This window comes from Mycolicibacter virginiensis (assembly GCF_022374935.2).
Taxonomy (GTDB): domain Bacteria; phylum Actinomycetota; class Actinomycetes; order Mycobacteriales; family Mycobacteriaceae; genus Mycobacterium; species Mycobacterium virginiense.
Genome location: NZ_CP092430.2, coordinates 2660097 through 2677318 on the forward strand (window position 1 = coordinate 2660097; position 17222 = coordinate 2677318).

Here is a 17222-nt window from a genome sequence, read left to right on the forward strand (position 1 = left end):
GGCCGGACCCGGCGCCGGGTCAAGGGAGGGGCCCGCCGGCTGCCAGCGCCGCCAGCATCGCGAACTGTTCGCCGTCGAGCGACGCTCCGCCGACCAAGCCGCCATCGACATCGGGCTGACCGATGAGTTCTCCGACGTTCTTGGCGTTGACCGATCCGCCGTAGAGCACCCGGACGGTGTCGGCGATCTTGGGCGAGGCGAGCTTGCCCAGTTCGGCGCGCACGGCCGCACACACCTCCTGCGCGTCCGCCGCACCGGCCACCCGGCCGGTGCCGATGGCCCACACCGGTTCGTAGGCGATGACGCTCGCACCGATCTGCTCGGCGCTCAGCCCGGCCAGCGAGCCGCGCAACTGCTCCAGGCAGTGCTCGACGTGGCTGCCGGCCTCCCGGATCTCCAGGTGCTCGCCGATGCAGATGATCGGGGTCAGGCCGTGCTTGAGGGCGGCGGCGGCCTTCGCGGCGACCAGCGCGTCGTCCTCGCCGTGGTAGCTGCGCCGCTCGGAGTGCCCGACCACGACGAAGGTGCAGCCCAGCTTGGCCAGGAACGCCCCGCTGACCTCGCCGGTGTAGGCGCCCGCGTCGTGCTGCGAGACGTCCTGGGCGCCGAAGGTCAGCCGAAGCTTGTCTCCGTCGACCAGGGTCTGCACGCTGCGCAGGTCGGTGAACGGCGGCAGCACCGTGACATCGACCTTGTCGAAGTACTTGTCCGGCAGCGCAAAAGCCACCTTCTGCACCAGTGCGATGGCCTCGAAGTGGTTGAGGTTCATCTTCCAGTTGCCGGCAATCAGCGGCTTACGACTCATTCCGAACCTCCGGTTTCCAGAACCTGCAGCCCTGGCAGTGGTTTGCCCTCAAGGTATTCCAAGGACGCCCCGCCGCCGGTGGAGATGTGCGAGAAACCGTCCTCACTCAGTCCCAGCGCCCGTACCGCCGCGGCGGAGTCGCCCCCGCCGACGACGCTGAAGGCGCCCTTTGCCGTGGCAGCTGCGATCGCTTCGGCCACTCCCCGAGTGCCGGCCTCGAACGCCGGGAACTCGAACACGCCCATCGGCCCGTTCCAGAAGATGGTCTTGGCGTTGCCCAGTAGCGCGGCGAACCGCTCCACCGAACCGGGGCCGACGTCCAGGCCCATCTTTCCGTCCGGAATGGCGTCTGCGGCGACGACCTCGCCGGTGGCGGCGGCGTCGAACTTGTCGGCGACAACGATGTCCACCGGCAACCGCAGTACGTCGGCGTATTCATCCAGCAGTTGCCGGCAGGTGTCCACCATGTCGGCCTCCAGCAGCGAAGTTCCGACCTCAAGGCCTTGGGCTGCCAGGAAGGTGAAGCACATGCCGCCGCCGATCACGATGCTGTCGGCCTTGGTCGCCAGCGACTTGATCACGCCCAGCTTGTCGGAGACCTTCGACCCGCCCAGCACCACGGCGTAGGGCCGCTCGGTGGACTCGGTCAGCTGCTGCAGCACCTGGATCTCCGCGGCGACCAGCGTCCCGGCATACGACGGCAACAGCGTGGCGATGTCGTAGACCGAGGCCTGCTTGCGGTGCACCACACCGAATCCGTCGGAGACGAACGCCCCCGGCGAACCATCCGGTGCGGCCACCAGCTCGGCCAGCGCCCGGGCCAGAGCCAGGCGCTCGCTGTCGTCCTTGCTGGTCTCCCGCGCGTCGAAGCGGATGTTCTCCAGCAACAGGATGTCGCCGTCGGTCAGGCCTTCGGCGCGGGCCAGCGCGTCGGTGCCGACCACGTCACCGGCCAGCTGGACGTGCCGGCCCAACTGCTCGCCGAGCGCGGCCGCGACCGGCGCCAGCGACAGTTTGGGGTCCGGACCGTCCTTGGGCCGGCCCAGGTGGGCGGTCACCACGACCTTGGCGCCGGCCTCGACCAACGCGCGCAGCGTGGGCACCGAGGCGGTGATCCGGCCCAGGTCGGTGATCTTTCCATCGTCGAGCGGGACGTTCAGGTCGGAGCGCACCAGCACGCCCCGACCCGAAACACCCTCGGCGATCAGGTCAGAGACAGCCTTGACTGAAGACACAGCCACGATCGCGTTACAGCGACTTGCCGACGAGAGCGATCAGGTCGACCAGACGGTTGGAGTAGCCCCACTCGTTGTCGTACCAGGAGACCACCTTGGCCTGGTTGTCGATGACCTTGGTCAACCCGGAGTCGTACAGCGACGAGTGCGGATCGGTGACGATGTCGCTCGACACGATCGGGGCGTCGTAGTACTTCAGGATGCCCTTCATCGGTCCCTCGGCGGCGGCCTTCATGGCGGCGTTGATGTCTTCAACCGACGCCGACTTGCTCAGCTCGGCGGTGAGGTCGGTGACCGAACCGGTGGGGATCGGCACCCGCAGTGCGTAGCCGTCCAGCTTGCCCTTCAGCTCGGGCAGCACCAGGCCGATCGCCTTGGCGGCACCGGTGCCGGTGGGCACGATGTTGACCGCGGCGGCGCGGGCGCGACGCAGGTCGCTGTGCGGGCCGTCCTGCAGGTTCTGGTCCTGGGTGTAGGCGTGGATGGTGGTCATCAGGCCCTTGACGATGCCGAACTCGTCGTTGAGCACCTTGGCCAGCGGGCCGAGGCAGTTCGTGGTGCACGAGGCGTTGGAGATGATGTTCTGGCTGCCGTCGTACTTGTCGTCGTTGACGCCCAGCACGATGGTGATGTCCTCATCGGTGGCCGGCGCGGAGATGATGACCTTCTTGGCACCCGCGTCCAGGTGGCCCTTGGCCTTAGCGGCGTTGGTGAAGATACCGGTGGACTCGACGACGACGTCGACACCCAGGTCACCCCAGGGCAGGGCCGCCGGGCCTTCCTTGACCTCGAGGGCCTTGATCTTGGTGTTGCCGACGACGATGGTGTCGTCGCCTTCGAGGCTGACGTCGTGGGGCAGCCGGCCCAGGATCGAGTCGAACTTCAGCAGGTGCGCCAGGCTGGCGTTGTCGGTCAGGTCGTTGACCGCGACGATCTCGATGTCGGTGTTGTTACCCAGGGCCTTCTGAGCGTCCAATGCCCTGAAGAAGTTCCGCCCGATGCGGCCGAAGCCGTTCACGCCTACCCGGACCGTCACTGGTCTCTCCTCGTGTTCTTAGATTGCTGGTGTATTCGGCCGTCAGCCTAGCCGGGATTGCGAACGCGGCGAAGCCGGGTAAAGCAGGTCCCGGCCATCAACGCTAGTGCGTGACCGAGCCCACAGGACCCTCGGTACGGCGGACGGGCAGCTCGTCGCCGGGTTCGGGCCAGGGCTGGCGGCTGAGCATGTCAGCCACGGCCACGTAACCGGCTTCTATCAGCCCGGATTTGGCGTCGACAATCCGGTAGGCCTGCTCTTTGCGGTGGATGGGCTGGCCTTCGAGCACGATCACCCGCAGGTCACCCTCGGCGAACTGACAGCGGCGCTGCACGGCCGCGAGCAGCTGCTCGTTGTGAAGGTGGCCTTCACCGAAGTTCCACCCGATCAGCGGACCGGCGATGATCTCGCCGTCGCGAATGCTGTAGTCGGCCACGTTGGCCGCTCCATTCAACGCTCGGGGCAGCAGACCGTTCAGCGCCCGACCCTGCAGATGCATGGCTCGGAATGCTCCCGGGACTTTGTCGGCGACGAGGTCGGCGGTGGACTGGTCATAGAACTTCGCCAATTGGTTGATGACCAGCGCCGAGCTCTTGACCACGTTGGTCTCCACGATGTCCTCGGTGCCGGCGCGGAAGCACCAGAAGCTGGCCGCCCAGTTTCCGGCGTAGTAGCGCATGGCCGGAAGGAACGAAATCTGCTGCGGAAACATGTTTCCGGCGACCGGGATCACGATGAGTCCGATGAACAGGATGGCCATCAACAACGGCGACCGCAGGTCATAGACGCTGACTTCGGGGTGCTGTCCGAATAGGAAGAACAGCGAGAATCCGAAGAACACATTCCATTCCAACGGGACTCCCATCGGGAGGTTGGACAGGATGTTGAGGTGAAAGACCACCATGAACGCGATCAAGAACCAGCGCCACGGGTGATCGCCGGCGACGAGCACCAGTAGCGCCGGTACGACGAACTCGGCTGTAGTGCCGCCGACGTGCGCCATCAGCTGCGGTATCCGGGTAGGGCGCAGGTCGTTGACGTGATCGCGGTACATCCGGTGTTTGAGCCCGGTGAAGATCTTTGCGCGCAGCAGGGCATTGTTGCTCGTCATCACCGCGACCACATAGGGAAAGTGGTGGTTGAGCTTGGAGGTGGCCGCACCCCACCACAGCCCGAGGATGATGAGCTTGAACGCGGCCATCTGGTCGACGTAGGGAAAGAAGAACACCAGCAACGTCAGGCCGTAGTGCTCGGCGCGGGCGGCCAGGAAGATCGTCTTGTCCCGCAGGCCCAGGAGCACCAGTGCGACCGCCATCGGCGCCACCACCACCGGGTCCAACAGACCTACCGGGCCGGGATCGCCCTGCCCAGCTGACAGCAACGCCCAGACACCGGAACCCAATACGGCGGCATACAACGCGATATCGACTACGGTGCGGGAATCGCCGCGGGTGAACGGGACCTTGTCGGGCCAGGGCGGCAATCGGATGGTGTTGGGCCGCAACCAGTACAGGACACCGCCGATGGGCGGCCAGAACCGGGCGGTCAGCGGGCCGGATCCGCAGCCCAATCCCAGGATCTCGAACAGCAGGCTGAAGACGACGAGCTTCTGATAGACGATCGGTTGGGTCCACCAGTCGGCGATGTGGCCGAGCTCGCCCAGGCCCGGGGTCAGTGCGATGACCGCCGCGGCGCCTGCGACGTAGGCCGCGACCTTGACCAGGTAGATCAGGTAGACACCGGACGGGGTGCCGAAACCCTGTTCGGCCCAGTGCCTGCTGCACACCTGGATCCGCTTCGGCCATGGGGTGGCGCGCCACGTTTCGGGGTCGACGTCGGGAACCGTCGGTTTGATGAACCCCATGCTGTCCTCACTCCCTGCCGTGTGCCGCGTTCAGTTATAGCCGTACGCGCAGGCGTGCGAAGCGATTTGAGGCTGCTCAGCCTGGTACCCATGTCGATGCCGGGGGCCGCACCCGCTCCTGAGAGCCACGCCGTTCACTATCGCTGGGTTGCCACACCTAGGATCTGCCTTCAGCACATTTTTACCTGCGGGACGGCGGTCGAGTCATTGGGCGATTCAACGGTTGCAATTCGTCCCGCGATAGCTTGGCGGCCAGTGGCGATTGTGGCGGCTGCGGTCGCCATGGTGCACGTGGCGGTAGCGACGCGATACGGCTGGTTTCCCGATGAATTCTATTTCGTAATTTGCGGCCGCCACCCGGCGTGGGGATATGTCGATCAACCACCCCTGGTGCCGCTGCTCGCGCATGCCGCCGAAGCTCTCCCCGGTGGTGGTCTATTCACGGTGCGGTTGTTGGCTATTACCGCGCACGTCGGGTGCGTTGTGTCGGCGGCTCTGCTGGCGGCGGAATTCGGCGGCCGTCGTCTGGCCCAGGTCATGGCTGCCGCCGCCGTTGCAGCCTGTCCGGCATTCGTCGGCCTCTCCATGTTTTTCGGCCCAACAGTCACCGATCAATTGGTCTGGCTGACCGTGCTCACGCTGGTGGCGCGGGCACTACGCCTCGACACCACGCCATCCTGGCTACTTGCCGGCGCGGCCGCCGGAATCGGGCTGGAGAATAAACACACCGCCGTAGTACTGATTGCTGGAATCGCCGCGGGCCTGGTGATGTTCCGGCGCGAGACGCTGCGTACACCACGGCCCTGGCTTGCCGCCGGCCTGGCGGTTCTCGTCGCCGCCCCAAACCTTTGGTGGATGGCGCAGCATGGGTGGCCGAATCTGCAGTTTGCGCGGATGATCTCGCAACATTCGCGCGACACGCTGGGTTCATTGATTCAACTGCCACTGCTGACAATCGGGCTTGCCGGCCCGCTACTGGTGGTGCTCTGGGTGTTCGGGATCCGATGGTTGGCGTCACCGGCCCAGCGTGAGCATCGTTGGACCTTGGTCGTGGTTGCGGTCGCATTGGTCATCTTCACCTGCGCTAGCGGCCGGCCCTACTACGCGGCCCCGGTGTTCGCAGTGCTGTTCGCGGCCGGAGCAGTACGTGTCGAGTCCGCTCGTACAGCCCGCTTGCATCTCAACGGAATGGGCGAGCATGGCTGGCCGCCGCTGCGCTGGACGGCCACTCTTGCGGCGTCGTTCGTGGGCGCCGTTCTGCTGTGCCTGCCGGTGCTGCCGGTCTCGACGGCCCAGGCGTTGCGCTCGATCAACCCGTGGCTTGCCTCGACATACGGCTGGCCGCAGTTCACCAAACAGGTCGTCGCCGCGGCTTCATCGCTGCCCGCACACGTTCCGATCTTCACCGGTTACTACACCGAAGCCGGCGCGTTGAGCATTCTGGGGCCAGCCGCCGACCTTCGCCATCCGGTTTACAGCGCGCATAACAACTACGCCCTGTGGGGCCCGCCGAAGGGCCGCCCGGACACCGTGCTTTGCGTGGGCGACTTCCCGCGCAGTTACCTACTTGAGTACTGGTCCGAAGTGACGGAATTGGCGCCGATCATCGCCGACGATGGCGAACACACCTGGGAAACCGATCGCACGATTTATCTGTGTCAGCAGCCTCGCGGCACCTGGGCCGAAATGTGGCCATCCCTTAGCCATTTCCACTGACGGCTAACGCCGGACCCGCTAGGCGTCTTCGAGCAGCTCTGGGGTGACCGCCGACTCGGTGTCGGGAATGCCGTCCTGCTTGGCCTTGCGGTCGGCCATCGACAGCAGCCGCCGGATGCGTCCTGCCACCGCGTCTTTGGTCATCGGCGGGTCAGCCAGCCGACCCAGCTCCTCCAGGGAAGCCTGCCGGTGCTCAACGCGCAGCTTGCCGGCCGAAGCCAGATGATCGGGCACGGTGTCGCCGAGGATCGCCAGCGCCCGTTCCACCCGCGCCGCCGCCGCCACGGCCGCCCGCGCGGAGCGGCGCAGGTTGGCGTCGTCGAAGTTGGCCAGCCGGTTAGCGGTCGCCCGCACCTCGCGGCGGATCCGACGCTCTTCCCAGACCAGCCTGGTGTCTTGGGCACCCATACGGGTCAGCAGCGCCCCGATCGCCTCGCCGTCGCGCACCACCACCCGGTCCGCGCCCCGCACCTCGCGGGCCTTGGCACTGACCCCGAGCCGGCGCGCCGCGCCGACCAGTGCCAGGGCGGCCTCCGGGCCCGGGCAGCCGATCTCCAGGGCCGACGAGCGGCCCGGCTCGGTCAGGGATCCGTGCGCCAAAAAGGCTCCCCGCCAGGCAGCTTCGGCGTCAGCGACACTGCCACCGACAACTTGGGCTGGCAGGCCCCGCACCGGGCGCCCGCGCAGGTCCAACAGCCCGGTCTGACGGGCCAGAGCTTCACCGTCCTTCGTCACGCGCAGCACATAGCGGGTGCTCTTGCGCATCCCGCTGGCGGTGAGCACATGCACGATCGCGTTGTAGCCGTACAGGTCGAAGATGTCCTTGCGCAGCCGCCGCGCGATGACCCCCAGGTCCACCTCGGCTTCGACCACGACCCGACCGGCCACGATGTGCAGTCCGCCGGCGAAGCGCAGCAGCGCCGCGACCTCGGCGCGGCGTGCACTCACCGAACTGACCACGAGACGGCTCAGCTCGTCCTTGACTTCGGCCGTCATCGCCACGACTTGTCACCTCCCGGCCCGAGCCCGCTCGGTCCACTCACGCCGGATTGCCGGCCCCCGCCCTCGGCATGCGTCGCGACCGGTGTCGGAACGGTCAACGTCGATACGTCGATGCTCCGAACCCCGTCCAGCGCCGCCGCCAACTTTCCTGGGTCATGTAAAGGTGTACCAGGTCGCGCCACGTCCACGAACCGAACCTCGGCAGCGAACAACGTGGCGGCACGCCGCAGCTGCTCACGCTCGCGTTCGCTGGGCACCCGGCCTGCATCGATGATGATGTGGTCGACGGTGAAACCCGGCGCGTGCTGAGCCAATACGTGTAGGTGTCGCTCCACGGAGAATCCGGCGGTCTCCCCCGGTTCGGCCACCAGGTTGAGCACCAGGGCGCGTCGGGCCGTGGTGTTCTGCAGCGCCGAGGCCAGCCCTGGCACCAACAGGTGCGGGATCACGCTGGTGAACCACGAGCCCGGGCCGAGCACCACCAGATCCGCGGACATGATGGCGTCCACCGCCTGGCGCGTGGCCGGCGGGTTGCCCGGCAACAGCCGCACCCGGCGCACCTTGCCCGGGGTGGTTGCGATGGCCACCTGGCCCCGAATCAGCCGGAACAGTCGAGGGTCGGCTTCCAACCCAGCCACGTCGGCTTCGATCTGCAGCGCTATCGGGCACATCGGCAGCACCCGCCCTTTGACTCCCAGCATCCGGCCGAGTTCGTCGAGCGCGGCCACCGGGTCGGCCAGCACTTCGTTCAGACCGGCCAGCAACAGATTGCCGATCGGGTGTCCGGCCAGGGCACCGGAGCCGCCGAAGCGGTGCTGCAAGATGGTCGCCCACAGCTGGCCCTTCGGGGTGTCTGAGGCCAGCGCCGCCAGCGCCATCCGTAGGTCACCGGGCGGCACCACGTCGAGCTCACCGCGCAGCCGACCCGACGAGCCGCCGTCGTCGGCAACGGTCACCACTGCGGTGACGTGTGGGGTCAGCCGGCGGGCAGCCGATAATGTCGCGTACAGGCCATGCCCACCACCGAGCGCGACGATGCTCGGATTGCCATGCGCGGGCTCAACGCTCACTGGCGCCGCTCCTCCTCATCGCTCCGCAAGCTCCGTCCCCCTCGCCGCTGCGCGGCCGAGGGCGCCCCCCTGCATCGTCGCCGGCGCAACTCATTCGCGGCCCAGATCCCGGTGCAGCACTCGCACCGACAGCTCGTCGTTGTCGTCCTCGGCATCCAGCAGCCGCGCCAACGCCTCGGCGATGGCCACACTGCGGTGTTTGCCGCCGGTGCACCCGATGGCCAGGGTCATGTACCGCTTTCCCTCTCGCCGATAGCCGCTCACGACCAGGGCCAACAGCCGGTGGTAGCCCTCGAGGAACTCATCGGCGCCGGGCTGGCCCAGAACGTAGTCGCGTACCGCCGGATGCTGCCCGGTGTGCGGACGCAGTTCGTCGACCCAATGCGGGTTGGGCAGGAAGCGCACGTCCATGACCATGTCGGCGTCCATCGGCAGGCCGTACTTAAAGCCGAAGGACTCCACCGTGATCGACGTGGGCGCGATGACCGCGTCGCCGCCGAACATCTCCTCGATGCTCTCCCGCAGCTCGCGCACGCTGAGCACCGAGGTGTCGATGACGAGATCAGCCACCGCACGCACCGGCGCCAGCATGATCCGTTCGGCCGCGATCCCCTCGGTGAGGGTCTGCTGGCCCTGCAGCGGGTGGCTGCGGCGGTTGTGCTCGTAACGCCGAATCAGTACGTCGTCGCTGGCCTCCATGAACAGCACGCGCGGATTGATGCCACGGGTGGCCAGTTCGGTGCGCACCGAGTCCAGATCGCCGGTGAAACCGGCCGAGCGCACATCCATCACGACTGCCAGCTGGGTGATTCGGGACCCCGCCGCCAGCCCCAGATCCACCATGCGGGTGATCAGGTCTGGAGGCAGGTTGTCGGCGACGTACCAACCCAGGTCCTCCAGGACCTTCGCCGCGGTTCCGCGCCCCGCCCCGGAGAGCCCGGTCACCAGGACCACATCGATACCGGCGCCGTCTCCGGGTCCGGCGACATCGCGCTCCCGTACGCCTTTCGGTGATTCCGTGGTCATCCCGACATCCGTTGCTGTTCAGCGGCGCCCGCCGCGCCGTCGGCTCCCAGCGCCTCGAGGACAGCCGCGGCGGTCGCCGCGCCGATCCCCGGGATCGAGGTGAGCTCTTCGACGGTAGCCCCTTTCAGTCGTGCCACCGAACCGAAATGGGAGATCAGCACCTTGCGTCGATGCTCGCCCAGCCCGGGCACCGCGTCCAGCACCGACTCCGTCATCCGCTTGGACCGCTTGCTTCGGTGGTAGGTGATGGCGAACCGGTGCGCCTCGTCCCTGATCCGCTGCAACAGGTAGAGCCCTTCGCTCTGCCGGGGCAGGATGATCGGGTCCGGTTCGGACGGCACCCACACCTCCTCCAATCGTTTGGCCAGGCCGATGGTCGCGACGTCGGTGATGCCGAGCTCGGCCAGCACCGCGGCCGCGGCATTGACCTGCGGCGCACCGCCGTCCACCACGTAGAGGTTGGGCGGATAGGCGAACTTACGCGATTTTCCTTCGGGAGCAAGGACTTCGGCATCCAGGTGCCGACGGAACCGGCGCCGCGTCACTTCGGCGATCGAGGCCACATCGTCGGAGCGTCCCTCCCCGGCGGCCTCCCGAATCGCGAAGTGACGGTAGTCCGACTTGCGGGGCAGGCCGTCCTCGAACACCACCAGCGAACCGACGACGTCGGTGCCCTGCACGTGACTGATATCGACGCATTCGATGCGCAGCGGGGCGTCGGACAGGCCCAGGGATTCCTGAATATTCTGCAGCGCAGCGGATCTGGCCGTGAAATCCCCGGCCCGCTTCATCTTATGTTGTTGCAGTGCATCTTTGGCGTTGCGCTCGACCGTCTCGGCCAGCGCCCGCTTGTCGCCGCGCAGCGGGACCCGCAGCGAGACCCGCGAACCGCGCAGCTCAGAAAGCAAGCTGGTCAGCTCGTCGGCGTTGGCCGGCAGGCACGGCACCAGCACCTCGCGTGGCACCGGGTTGGTCGGCTCGTCGGCCGCGCCTTCCAGTTCGGCCTGGTCGCCGTAGAACTGGGTGACGAACTGCTCGACCAGCTGCCCCAGGGAGCTGTCGGCATCGCCGGGGTCGCCGGGCTTCTCGACGATCCAGCCGCGCTGCCCACGCACCCGGCCGCCGCGCACGTGAAACACCTGAACCGCCGCTTCCAGCTCGTCCTCGGCGAACGCCACCACGTCGGCGTCGGTCCCGTCGCCAAGCACCACGGCCTGCTTCTCCAGGGCGCGTTTCAGGGCGGCGACGTCGTCGCGCAGACGCGCGGCGCGTTCGAAGTCCAGTTCGTCGGAGGCAGCCAGCATCTGCTGCTCGAGACTGCGGACCAGCCGGTCGGTCTTGCCGGCCAGGAAGTCGCAGAAGTCGTCCACGATCCGCCGGTGTTCCTCGGCGCTGACCCGACCGACGCACGGCGCGGAGCACTTGCCGATGTAGCCGAGCAGGCAGGGCCGGCCGATCTGCTGGTGACGCTTGAAGACGCCCGCCGAGCAGGTGCGGGCCGGAAAGACCCGCAGCAGCAGGTCCAGGGTTTCGCGAATCGCCCAGGCATGCGAGTAGGGCCCGAAGTAGCGCACTCCCTTGCGGCGTGGCCCGCGGTAGACCATCAGCCGCGGGTACTCCTCGTTCAAGGTGACCGCCAACACGGGGTAGGTCTTGTCGTCGCGGTAGCGGACGTTGAACCGCGGGTCGAACTCTTTGATCCAGTTGTATTCCAGCTGGAGCGCCTCGACCTCGGTGTTGACCACCGTCCACTCCACCTTGGCGGCGGTAGTCACCATCTGGCGAGTCCGCGGGTGCAGGCCGGCGATGTCGGCGAAGTAGGACGTCAGCCGTGACCGCAGGCTTTTCGCCTTGCCCACGTAGATGACCCGGCCGTGCGGGTCGACGAACCGGTAGACGCCGGGCGCGACGGGGATTGACCCGGGCGCCGGACGATAGGTCGCGGGGTCTGCCACGGCTACCAGGCTAGCGACGATCGCAAGCGCGACGGAGTCGGGCGAAGCGGGTCGTCGCCACAGGGTCACGACGATCGCAAGCGCGACGGAGTCGGGCGAAGCGGGTCGTCTCCATCAGGCCCGGCCGGAAGGCGGTGCGGCGGGCCGGTAGCGCGCGACCAGGGCCCGCAGCTCCCGCATCGCCTCGACTGCGTGCTCTTTATCGGCGGATTGGATGGCTACCAGCGGAATGTATTCGTCGTCGGGCAACTCCAGCCGGGCCCAGCGCTTGCCCGGCGGGAAGGTCACGCCGACTACCTGGGACCAGGGAATCAACCGGTCTGAAAGCGCATTGCGGACCGATACCCCGGACTCGCCCGCCCGCACACGGGCCCGCGTCAACAGCAGCAGCGCGCCGGCGACGATCAGGCCCAGCACGACGACTGCCACCCGGTCATAGGTACGAAAGATCACGCCGCTGGAACGGATGGTCAGCAACACGCTCACCACGACGTGGATGCTCACAATCAGGATCGCAACGATCCATACGCCAAGGCGCATCATGCGCGGACGTACCTGAAGATCCCAGCGCGGGGATCCGGCCGGGGACGTCACAGTGCGGCGCGAAGCTCGCGCAGGGTCAGCGCCGTACTGAGTGCCGCGGCAGCTGCCTGAGCACCCTTGTCCTCGGTCGAATCGGGCAGTCCAGCACGGTCCAGCGCCTGCGCCTCGTCATTGACGGTGAGCACGCCGTTGGCCACCGGGGTCGCCGCGTCCAGCGAGACCCGGGTCAGACCCTGAGTCACTGCATCACAGACATAGTCGAAATGCGGTGTGGCACCGCGGATCACGACCCCCAGCGCGACGACGGCGTCATGGTTACGAGCAACTTCCTGCGCCACCACCGGGATCTCGATGGCCCCGAGCACCCGCACCACGGTCGGCTCAGCAATACCTGCGTCGGCGGCAACTTTGCGGGCCCCGGCCAGCAGGGCATCACAGATACGGGTGTGCCAGGTACTGGCCACGATCGCCAGACGCACGTCAGAGGCGTCGAGCGCCGGCATGTCCGGCACTCCTGCGGCTGGACTCATCTACAGCGCCCCGCCGAACTCGTCCGGCAACTGCGCGGAGTCGTCGAAGTCCTCCAGGCCGGTCAGTTCATGGCCCATCCGGTCACGCTTGGTCAGCAGGTAGCGGATGTTCTCCGAGTTGGCCCGCACCGGCAGTGGCACCCGCTCGATGATGTGCAGGCCGTAGCCGTCCAGCCCGACGCGCTTGGCTGGGTTGTTGGTGAGCAACCGCATCGAACGAACACCGAGGTCCGAGAGGATCTGGGCCCCGATTCCGTAGTCACGGGCGTCGGCCGGCAAGCCCAGTTTGAGGTTGGCGTCGACGGTGTCGTCGCCGGCGTCCTGCAGCTGGTAGGCCTGCAGTTTGTGCAGCAGCCCGATGCCTCGGCCCTCGTGGCCACGCATGTAGAGCACCACCCCGCGGCCCTCCTGCGCGACCATCGCCAGCGCCGCATCCAGTTGCGGGCCACAGTCACAGCGCCGGGAGCCGAAAACATCGCCGGTCAGGCACTCCGAGTGCACGCGAACGAGCACATCATCGCCGTCGTTGTTCGGCCCGGCGATCTCGCCGCGGACCAGCGCGACATGCTCGACGTCCTCGTAGATGCTGGTGTAGCCGACCGCCCGGAACTCGCCGTGGCGGGTCGGGATGCGGGCTTCAGCGACCCGTTCGATGTGCTTTTCGTGCTTGCGACGCCACTCGATCATGTCGGCGATGGAGATCAGGGCCAGGCCGTGCTCGTCGGCGAAGACTCGCAGCTCTTCGGTCTGGGCCATCGCGCCCTCGTCCTTTTGGCTGACGATCTCGCAGATCGCGCCGGCGGGCTGCAGGCCGGCCATCCGGGCCAGGTCGACCGCGGCCTCGGTGTGGCCCGGCCGCCGCAGTACCCCGCCGTCCTTGGCGCGCAGCGGCACCACGTGACCGGGGCGGGTGAAGTCGTCGGCGACACTGCCCGGGTCTGCGAGCAGACGCATTGTGGTGGCCCGGTCAGACGCCGAAATCCCGGTTCCGACATTGTTTTTCGCGTCGACGGTGACGGTGTAGGCAGTGCCATGCTTGTCCTGGTTCACCGCATACATCGGCAGCAGGCCCAGCCGGTCGCAGATGGCGCCGTCCAGGGGCACACACAGATATCCGGAGGTGTAGCGCACCATGAACGCCACCAGTTCGGGGGTGGCCTTCTCGGCGGCGAAGATCAGATCGCCTTCATTCTCGCGGTCTTCGTCGTCGATGACGACGACGGCCTTGCCGGCCGCAATGTCGGCAACCGCCCGCTCGACGGTGTCCAACTTCGTCATCTGTGCCACCTTGGTTTCGCCGTCGGAAAGCGCCCCGTCGGCGCAACCCGCCCATCCAGTATGAACCACCCCAGACCCAGGGTTTGCCCCGTGGACTCATTCCGTGGGCTTTGTCACCAGTCTCTCGACGTACTTGGCGATCACGTCCACCTCGAGATTGACCACCGTGCCGACCGGCGCCCGGCCCAGGGTGGTCAGTTCCAGGGTGGTCGGAATCAGCGAGACTTCAAAGAAGTCGTCGGGATCAGCACCTAGTCCGGAGACCGTCAGCGAGGTTCCGTCCACGGTGATCGAGCCCTTCTCCACCACGTAGCGTGCCAGCGACGCCGGCAGCCCGATCCGCACCACTTCCCAGTGCTGTCCGGGGGTGCGGGACAGCACCCGCCCGGTGCCGTCGACGTGGCCCTGCACGATGTGGCCGCCCAGCCTGCTGTTCAGAGCGGCCGCACGTTCCAGGTTCACCGGGCTTCCGACCTGCAACGATCCCAGGCTGGACCGCTCCAGCGTCTCGCGCATCACGTCGGCGCTGAACCGGCCGCCAGGCTGCACATCGACGACGGTCAGGCACACGCCGTTGACGGCGATCGAGTCGCCGTGGCGCGCGTCGGAGGTGACAGTGGGGCCCTGGATGACCAGGCGCGCAGCGTCGGCGAGGTCCTCGCGGCCGACCAACTCGCCCAGCTCCTCGACGATTCCGGTGAACATCACAACAGGCTAGCGACGATCGCCAGTGCGACGAAGTCGGGCGCTGGGGGCACCTCCCGCTTGCGGGGGACGGGTCGGCGCCACAGTGCCAAGACGATCGCCAGCGCGACGAAGTCGGGCGCTGGGGGCACCTCCCGCTTGCGGGGGACGGGTCGGCGCCGTCGAACAATGTCCCTGCTGCCCTACCTCGACCCGGCGGCCTCTATACGATGTCCCCCATGCGCAGACTTCTCATCGCCCTGGCCACCGCGACCACCGCCGCCGCGCTGTTCGCGGGCTGTTCTTCCAAGGATGCCGGCGGACCGTTGCCGGACGCGACGACGCTGGTCAAGGAATCGGCCACCACCACCGCCAACCTCAAGAGCGCCCACCTGGCACTCTCGGTGACCGGCCAGATCAAGAACCTGCCGGTCAAGACCCTTGAGGGTGACCTGACCACCCAGCCGACCACCGCAGCCAAGGGCAGCGCGACCATCATGATGCTGGGCTCGGATGTCGACGCCAAGTTCGTCGTGATCGATGGCGACCTCTACGCGGCGATCACCGGTGATGACTACGACAACTACGGCTCCGCCGACAAGATCTACGACGTTGCCGCGATTCTGAGCCCGGAGAAGGGCTTGGCCAACATGCTGTCCAACCTGACGGACGCGAAGGCCGCCGGCCGCGACACCATCAATGGCCAGAAGGCCGTCCGGGTCACCGGCAACGCGCCCGCCGACGCCGTGAACTCTCTGGCGCCGCAGCTCAAGGCCACCGCCCCGACGCCGGCCACGGTCTGGATCCAGGAGGACGGTGACCACCAGCTGGTTCAGGCCCAGCTCAACCCCAGCGCGGGCAACGCCATCCAGATGACCCTGTCGAACTGGAATGCTGCCGTCACGATTGAGAAGCCGGCGGGAGCGTAATGCGGGTCAACCGCACGCTGGCAATCAGCGCGGGTAGCCTCGCCGTTCTGCTCGGGGCACTCGACACCTATGTCGTGGTCACGATCATGCGCGACATCATGGCTCCGCAGCCGGCGGGTGTGGGCATCCCGATCAACAAGATCCAGCAGCTGACGCCGATCATCACCTGTTACCTGCTCGGCTACATCGCAGCGATGCCGCTGCTGGGCCGGGCTTCTGACCGGTTCGGCCGCAAGCTGTTGCTGCAAGTCAGCCTGGCCACCTTCGCCATCGGATCGGTGGTGACGGCACTGTCGACCGACCTGTCGATGCTGGTGGTCGGCCGCACCATCCAGGGCGTCGCGGCCGGGGCGCTGTTGCCGGTGACGTTCGCTCTCGGTGCCGACCTGTGGGCGCAACGCCGCCGGTCGGCGGTGTTGGGCTGGATCGCCGGCGCCCAGGAACTGGGCAGTGTGCTGGGTCCGCTGTACGGCATCTTCATCGTCTGGGCGCTGACCAGCTGGCGAGACGTGTTCTGGATCAACGTGCCGCTGACCGTGCTGGCCATGGTGTTGATCCACTTCAGTCTGCCCCCGCAGTCCACGGACGGCCCCCGAGAGCGTGTCGATGTGGTCGGCGGTCTGCTGCTGGCGGTGATCCTGGGTCTGCTGACGATCGGCCTGTACAACCCCGACCCCAGCGCCAAGCAGGCGCTGCCCGACCACGGTACGGCGTACCTGTTGGTTGCGGCGATCGCGCTGGTGGCGTTCGTGGTCTGGGAGATCAAATCGCCGACGAAGCTGCTCGACCCGGCCGGCGCCCGGATTGGTCCGTTTCTGGCCGCGTTGGGTTCCTCGCTCTGCGCCGGCGCCGCGCTCATGGTCACCCTGGTTGACGTCGAACTGTTCGGCCAGGGCGTGCTCGGCAAGACCCAGAACGAGGCGGCGATGCTGCTGCTGTGGTTCCTGGCCGCACTGCCCGTCGGTGCCGTGGTGGGCGGGGCGATAGCCACCGCGGTCGGTGACCGACTGGTCACGTTCGTCGGGCTGCTCATCGCCGCCGGGGGCTACTGGCTGATCTCGAAGTGGCCGGTCGACCTGATGGCCTACCACCACGATGTCCTGGGCCTCAGCCTTCCGGCGGCACACACCGACCAGGTGCTGGCCGGTTTCGGCTTGGGCCTGGTGATCGGCCCGCTGACCTCAGCGGTGATGCGCGTGGTGCCGCCGAGGGAGCACGGTATCGCCGCGGCGGGTGTGGTGGTGGCCCGAATGACGGGGATGCTGATCGGCATGGCCGCCCTGTCGGCGTGGGGCCTTTACCGGTTCAACCAGATCCTGGCCGGCCTGCCCAAGATGCCCGGCGGCAGCTTGGCCGAGAAGATGGCCGGAACTGCGGCCAACTCCAAGCTGGCCTTCGCCATGATGTACGGCGAGATCTTCGCGATCACCGCCATCATCTGTGTGGTGGGCGCGGTGCTCGGATTGTTCATCGGCAGCAACGACGTACACGCCGAAGATCCGGAAGTGCCCGAGCCGGAGGCCGCCATCTCACGGTGAGCGGTGCCAGG

Annotated in this window: 16 protein-coding genes; 3 read left to right on the top strand and 13 right to left on the bottom strand. The window is 67.3% G+C overall.

The genetic code is table 11. The features are described 5' to 3' along the window. Positions 1-19: 19 nt before the first annotated feature. From tpiA to MJO54_RS12745, 4 genes are all read right to left on the bottom strand, one after another. Complete coding sequence (gene tpiA / locus MJO54_RS12730) at positions 20-805, bottom strand: triose-phosphate isomerase (protein ID WP_046283014.1); 786 nt, start codon at positions 803-805, stop codon at positions 20-22. Next, a complete protein-coding gene (locus MJO54_RS12735; RefSeq protein WP_046283034.1) occupies positions 802-2040 on the bottom strand; it encodes a phosphoglycerate kinase in 1239 nt (412 codons plus the stop codon). Before MJO54_RS12735 ends, tpiA begins: the two co-directional genes overlap by 4 nt. Before the next feature lie 13 nt (positions 2041-2053). Continuing rightward, positions 2054-3076, bottom strand: coding sequence for a type I glyceraldehyde-3-phosphate dehydrogenase (gene gap / locus MJO54_RS12740; RefSeq protein ID WP_046283015.1), 1023 nt, complete (start codon positions 3074-3076; stop codon positions 2054-2056). Positions 3077-3179: 103 nt separating this feature from the next. Beyond that, a complete protein-coding gene (locus MJO54_RS12745; protein ID WP_046283016.1) occupies positions 3180-4940 on the bottom strand; it encodes a DUF3556 domain-containing protein in 1761 nt (586 codons plus the stop codon). A 282-nt stretch (positions 4941-5222) separates the two neighbouring features. Between MJO54_RS12745 and MJO54_RS12750 the strand changes: the two genes are divergently transcribed. After that, complete coding sequence (locus MJO54_RS12750; RefSeq protein WP_240175981.1) at positions 5223-6656, top strand: glycosyltransferase family 39 protein; 1434 nt, start codon at positions 5223-5225, stop codon at positions 6654-6656. An 18-nt stretch (positions 6657-6674) separates the two neighbouring features. On the opposite strand, the gene whiA is transcribed toward MJO54_RS12750, so the two are convergent. The 9 genes from whiA to MJO54_RS12795 form a co-directional block, all read right to left on the bottom strand. Then, positions 6675-7652: a DNA-binding protein WhiA gene (gene whiA, locus MJO54_RS12755; protein ID WP_105295195.1), complete on the bottom strand. Its 978-nt coding sequence runs from the start codon at positions 7650-7652 to the stop codon at positions 6675-6677. Then, positions 7649-8728, bottom strand: coding sequence for a gluconeogenesis factor YvcK family protein (locus MJO54_RS12760; RefSeq protein ID WP_046283018.1), 1080 nt, complete (start codon positions 8726-8728; stop codon positions 7649-7651). Before MJO54_RS12760 ends, whiA begins: the two co-directional genes overlap by 4 nt. Before the next feature lie 90 nt (positions 8729-8818). Next, positions 8819-9754, bottom strand: coding sequence for an RNase adapter RapZ (gene rapZ, locus MJO54_RS12765; RefSeq protein ID WP_046283019.1), 936 nt, complete (start codon positions 9752-9754; stop codon positions 8819-8821). After that, positions 9751-11709, bottom strand: a complete 1959-nt coding sequence (gene uvrC, locus MJO54_RS12770; RefSeq protein WP_046283020.1) for an excinuclease ABC subunit UvrC — start codon at positions 11707-11709, stop codon at positions 9751-9753. The genes rapZ and uvrC overlap by 4 nt, the downstream gene beginning before the upstream one ends. A 114-nt stretch (positions 11710-11823) precedes the next feature. Then, positions 11824-12252, bottom strand: a complete 429-nt coding sequence (locus MJO54_RS12775; protein ID WP_046287042.1) for a PH domain-containing protein — start codon at positions 12250-12252, stop codon at positions 11824-11826. A 47-nt stretch (positions 12253-12299) separates the two neighbouring features. After that, positions 12300-12782 carry a 6,7-dimethyl-8-ribityllumazine synthase gene (ribH, locus tag MJO54_RS12780; protein ID WP_046287041.1) on the bottom strand — a complete coding sequence of 161 codons (483 nt, stop codon included), beginning with the start codon at positions 12780-12782 and terminating at the stop codon, positions 12300-12302. Then, positions 12783-14060, bottom strand: coding sequence for a bifunctional 3,4-dihydroxy-2-butanone-4-phosphate synthase/GTP cyclohydrolase II (locus tag MJO54_RS12785; protein WP_046287040.1), 1278 nt, complete (start codon positions 14058-14060; stop codon positions 12783-12785). A 96-nt stretch (positions 14061-14156) separates the two neighbouring features. After that, on the bottom strand, positions 14157-14765 hold the full coding sequence (locus MJO54_RS12790; protein ID WP_064889810.1) for a riboflavin synthase: 609 nt from the start codon (positions 14763-14765) through the stop codon (positions 14157-14159). Next, positions 14765-14896 carry a hypothetical protein gene (locus MJO54_RS12795; RefSeq protein ID WP_256364668.1) on the bottom strand — a complete coding sequence of 44 codons (132 nt, stop codon included), beginning with the start codon at positions 14894-14896 and terminating at the stop codon, positions 14765-14767. The genes MJO54_RS12790 and MJO54_RS12795 overlap by 1 nt, the downstream gene beginning before the upstream one ends. Positions 14897-14974: 78 nt before the next feature. Here MJO54_RS12795 and MJO54_RS12800 point away from each other — a divergent pair, with 78 nt between their 5' ends. Continuing rightward, entirely contained in the window at positions 14975-15673 is a 699-nt protein-coding gene (locus MJO54_RS12800) for an LppX_LprAFG lipoprotein (protein ID WP_046285321.1), read from the top strand. Beyond that, on the top strand, positions 15673-17211 hold the full coding sequence (locus MJO54_RS12805) for an MFS transporter (protein WP_046285320.1): 1539 nt from the start codon (positions 15673-15675) through the stop codon (positions 17209-17211). The genes MJO54_RS12800 and MJO54_RS12805 overlap by 1 nt, the downstream gene beginning before the upstream one ends. Positions 17212-17222: the final 11 nt, after the last annotated feature.

Coding starts and splice junctions, on each gene's coding strand:
- tpiA (WP_046283014.1), bottom strand. CDS start 805: ATGAGTCGTAAGCCGCTGATTGCCGGCAACTGGAAGATGAACCTCAAC.
- MJO54_RS12745 (WP_046283016.1), bottom strand. CDS start 4,940: ATGGGGTTCATCAAACCGACGGTTCCCGACGTCGACCCCGAAACGTGG.
- MJO54_RS12750 (WP_240175981.1), top strand. CDS start 5,223: ATGGTGCACGTGGCGGTAGCGACGCGATACGGCTGGTTTCCCGATGAA.
- whiA (WP_105295195.1), bottom strand. CDS start 7,652: ATGACGGCCGAAGTCAAGGACGAGCTGAGCCGTCTCGTGGTCAGTTCG.
- rapZ (WP_046283019.1), bottom strand. CDS start 9,754: ATGACCACGGAATCACCGAAAGGCGTACGGGAGCGCGATGTCGCCGGA.
- MJO54_RS12775 (WP_046287042.1), bottom strand. CDS start 12,252: ATGATGCGCCTTGGCGTATGGATCGTTGCGATCCTGATTGTGAGCATC.
- ribH (WP_046287041.1), bottom strand. CDS start 12,782: ATGAGTCCAGCCGCAGGAGTGCCGGACATGCCGGCGCTCGACGCCTCT.
- MJO54_RS12785 (WP_046287040.1), bottom strand. CDS start 14,060: ATGACGAAGTTGGACACCGTCGAGCGGGCGGTTGCCGACATTGCGGCC.
- MJO54_RS12790 (WP_064889810.1), bottom strand. CDS start 14,765: ATGTTCACCGGAATCGTCGAGGAGCTGGGCGAGTTGGTCGGCCGCGAG.
- MJO54_RS12800 (WP_046285321.1), top strand. CDS start 14,975: ATGTCCCCCATGCGCAGACTTCTCATCGCCCTGGCCACCGCGACCACC.
- MJO54_RS12805 (WP_046285320.1), top strand. CDS start 15,673: ATGCGGGTCAACCGCACGCTGGCAATCAGCGCGGGTAGCCTCGCCGTT.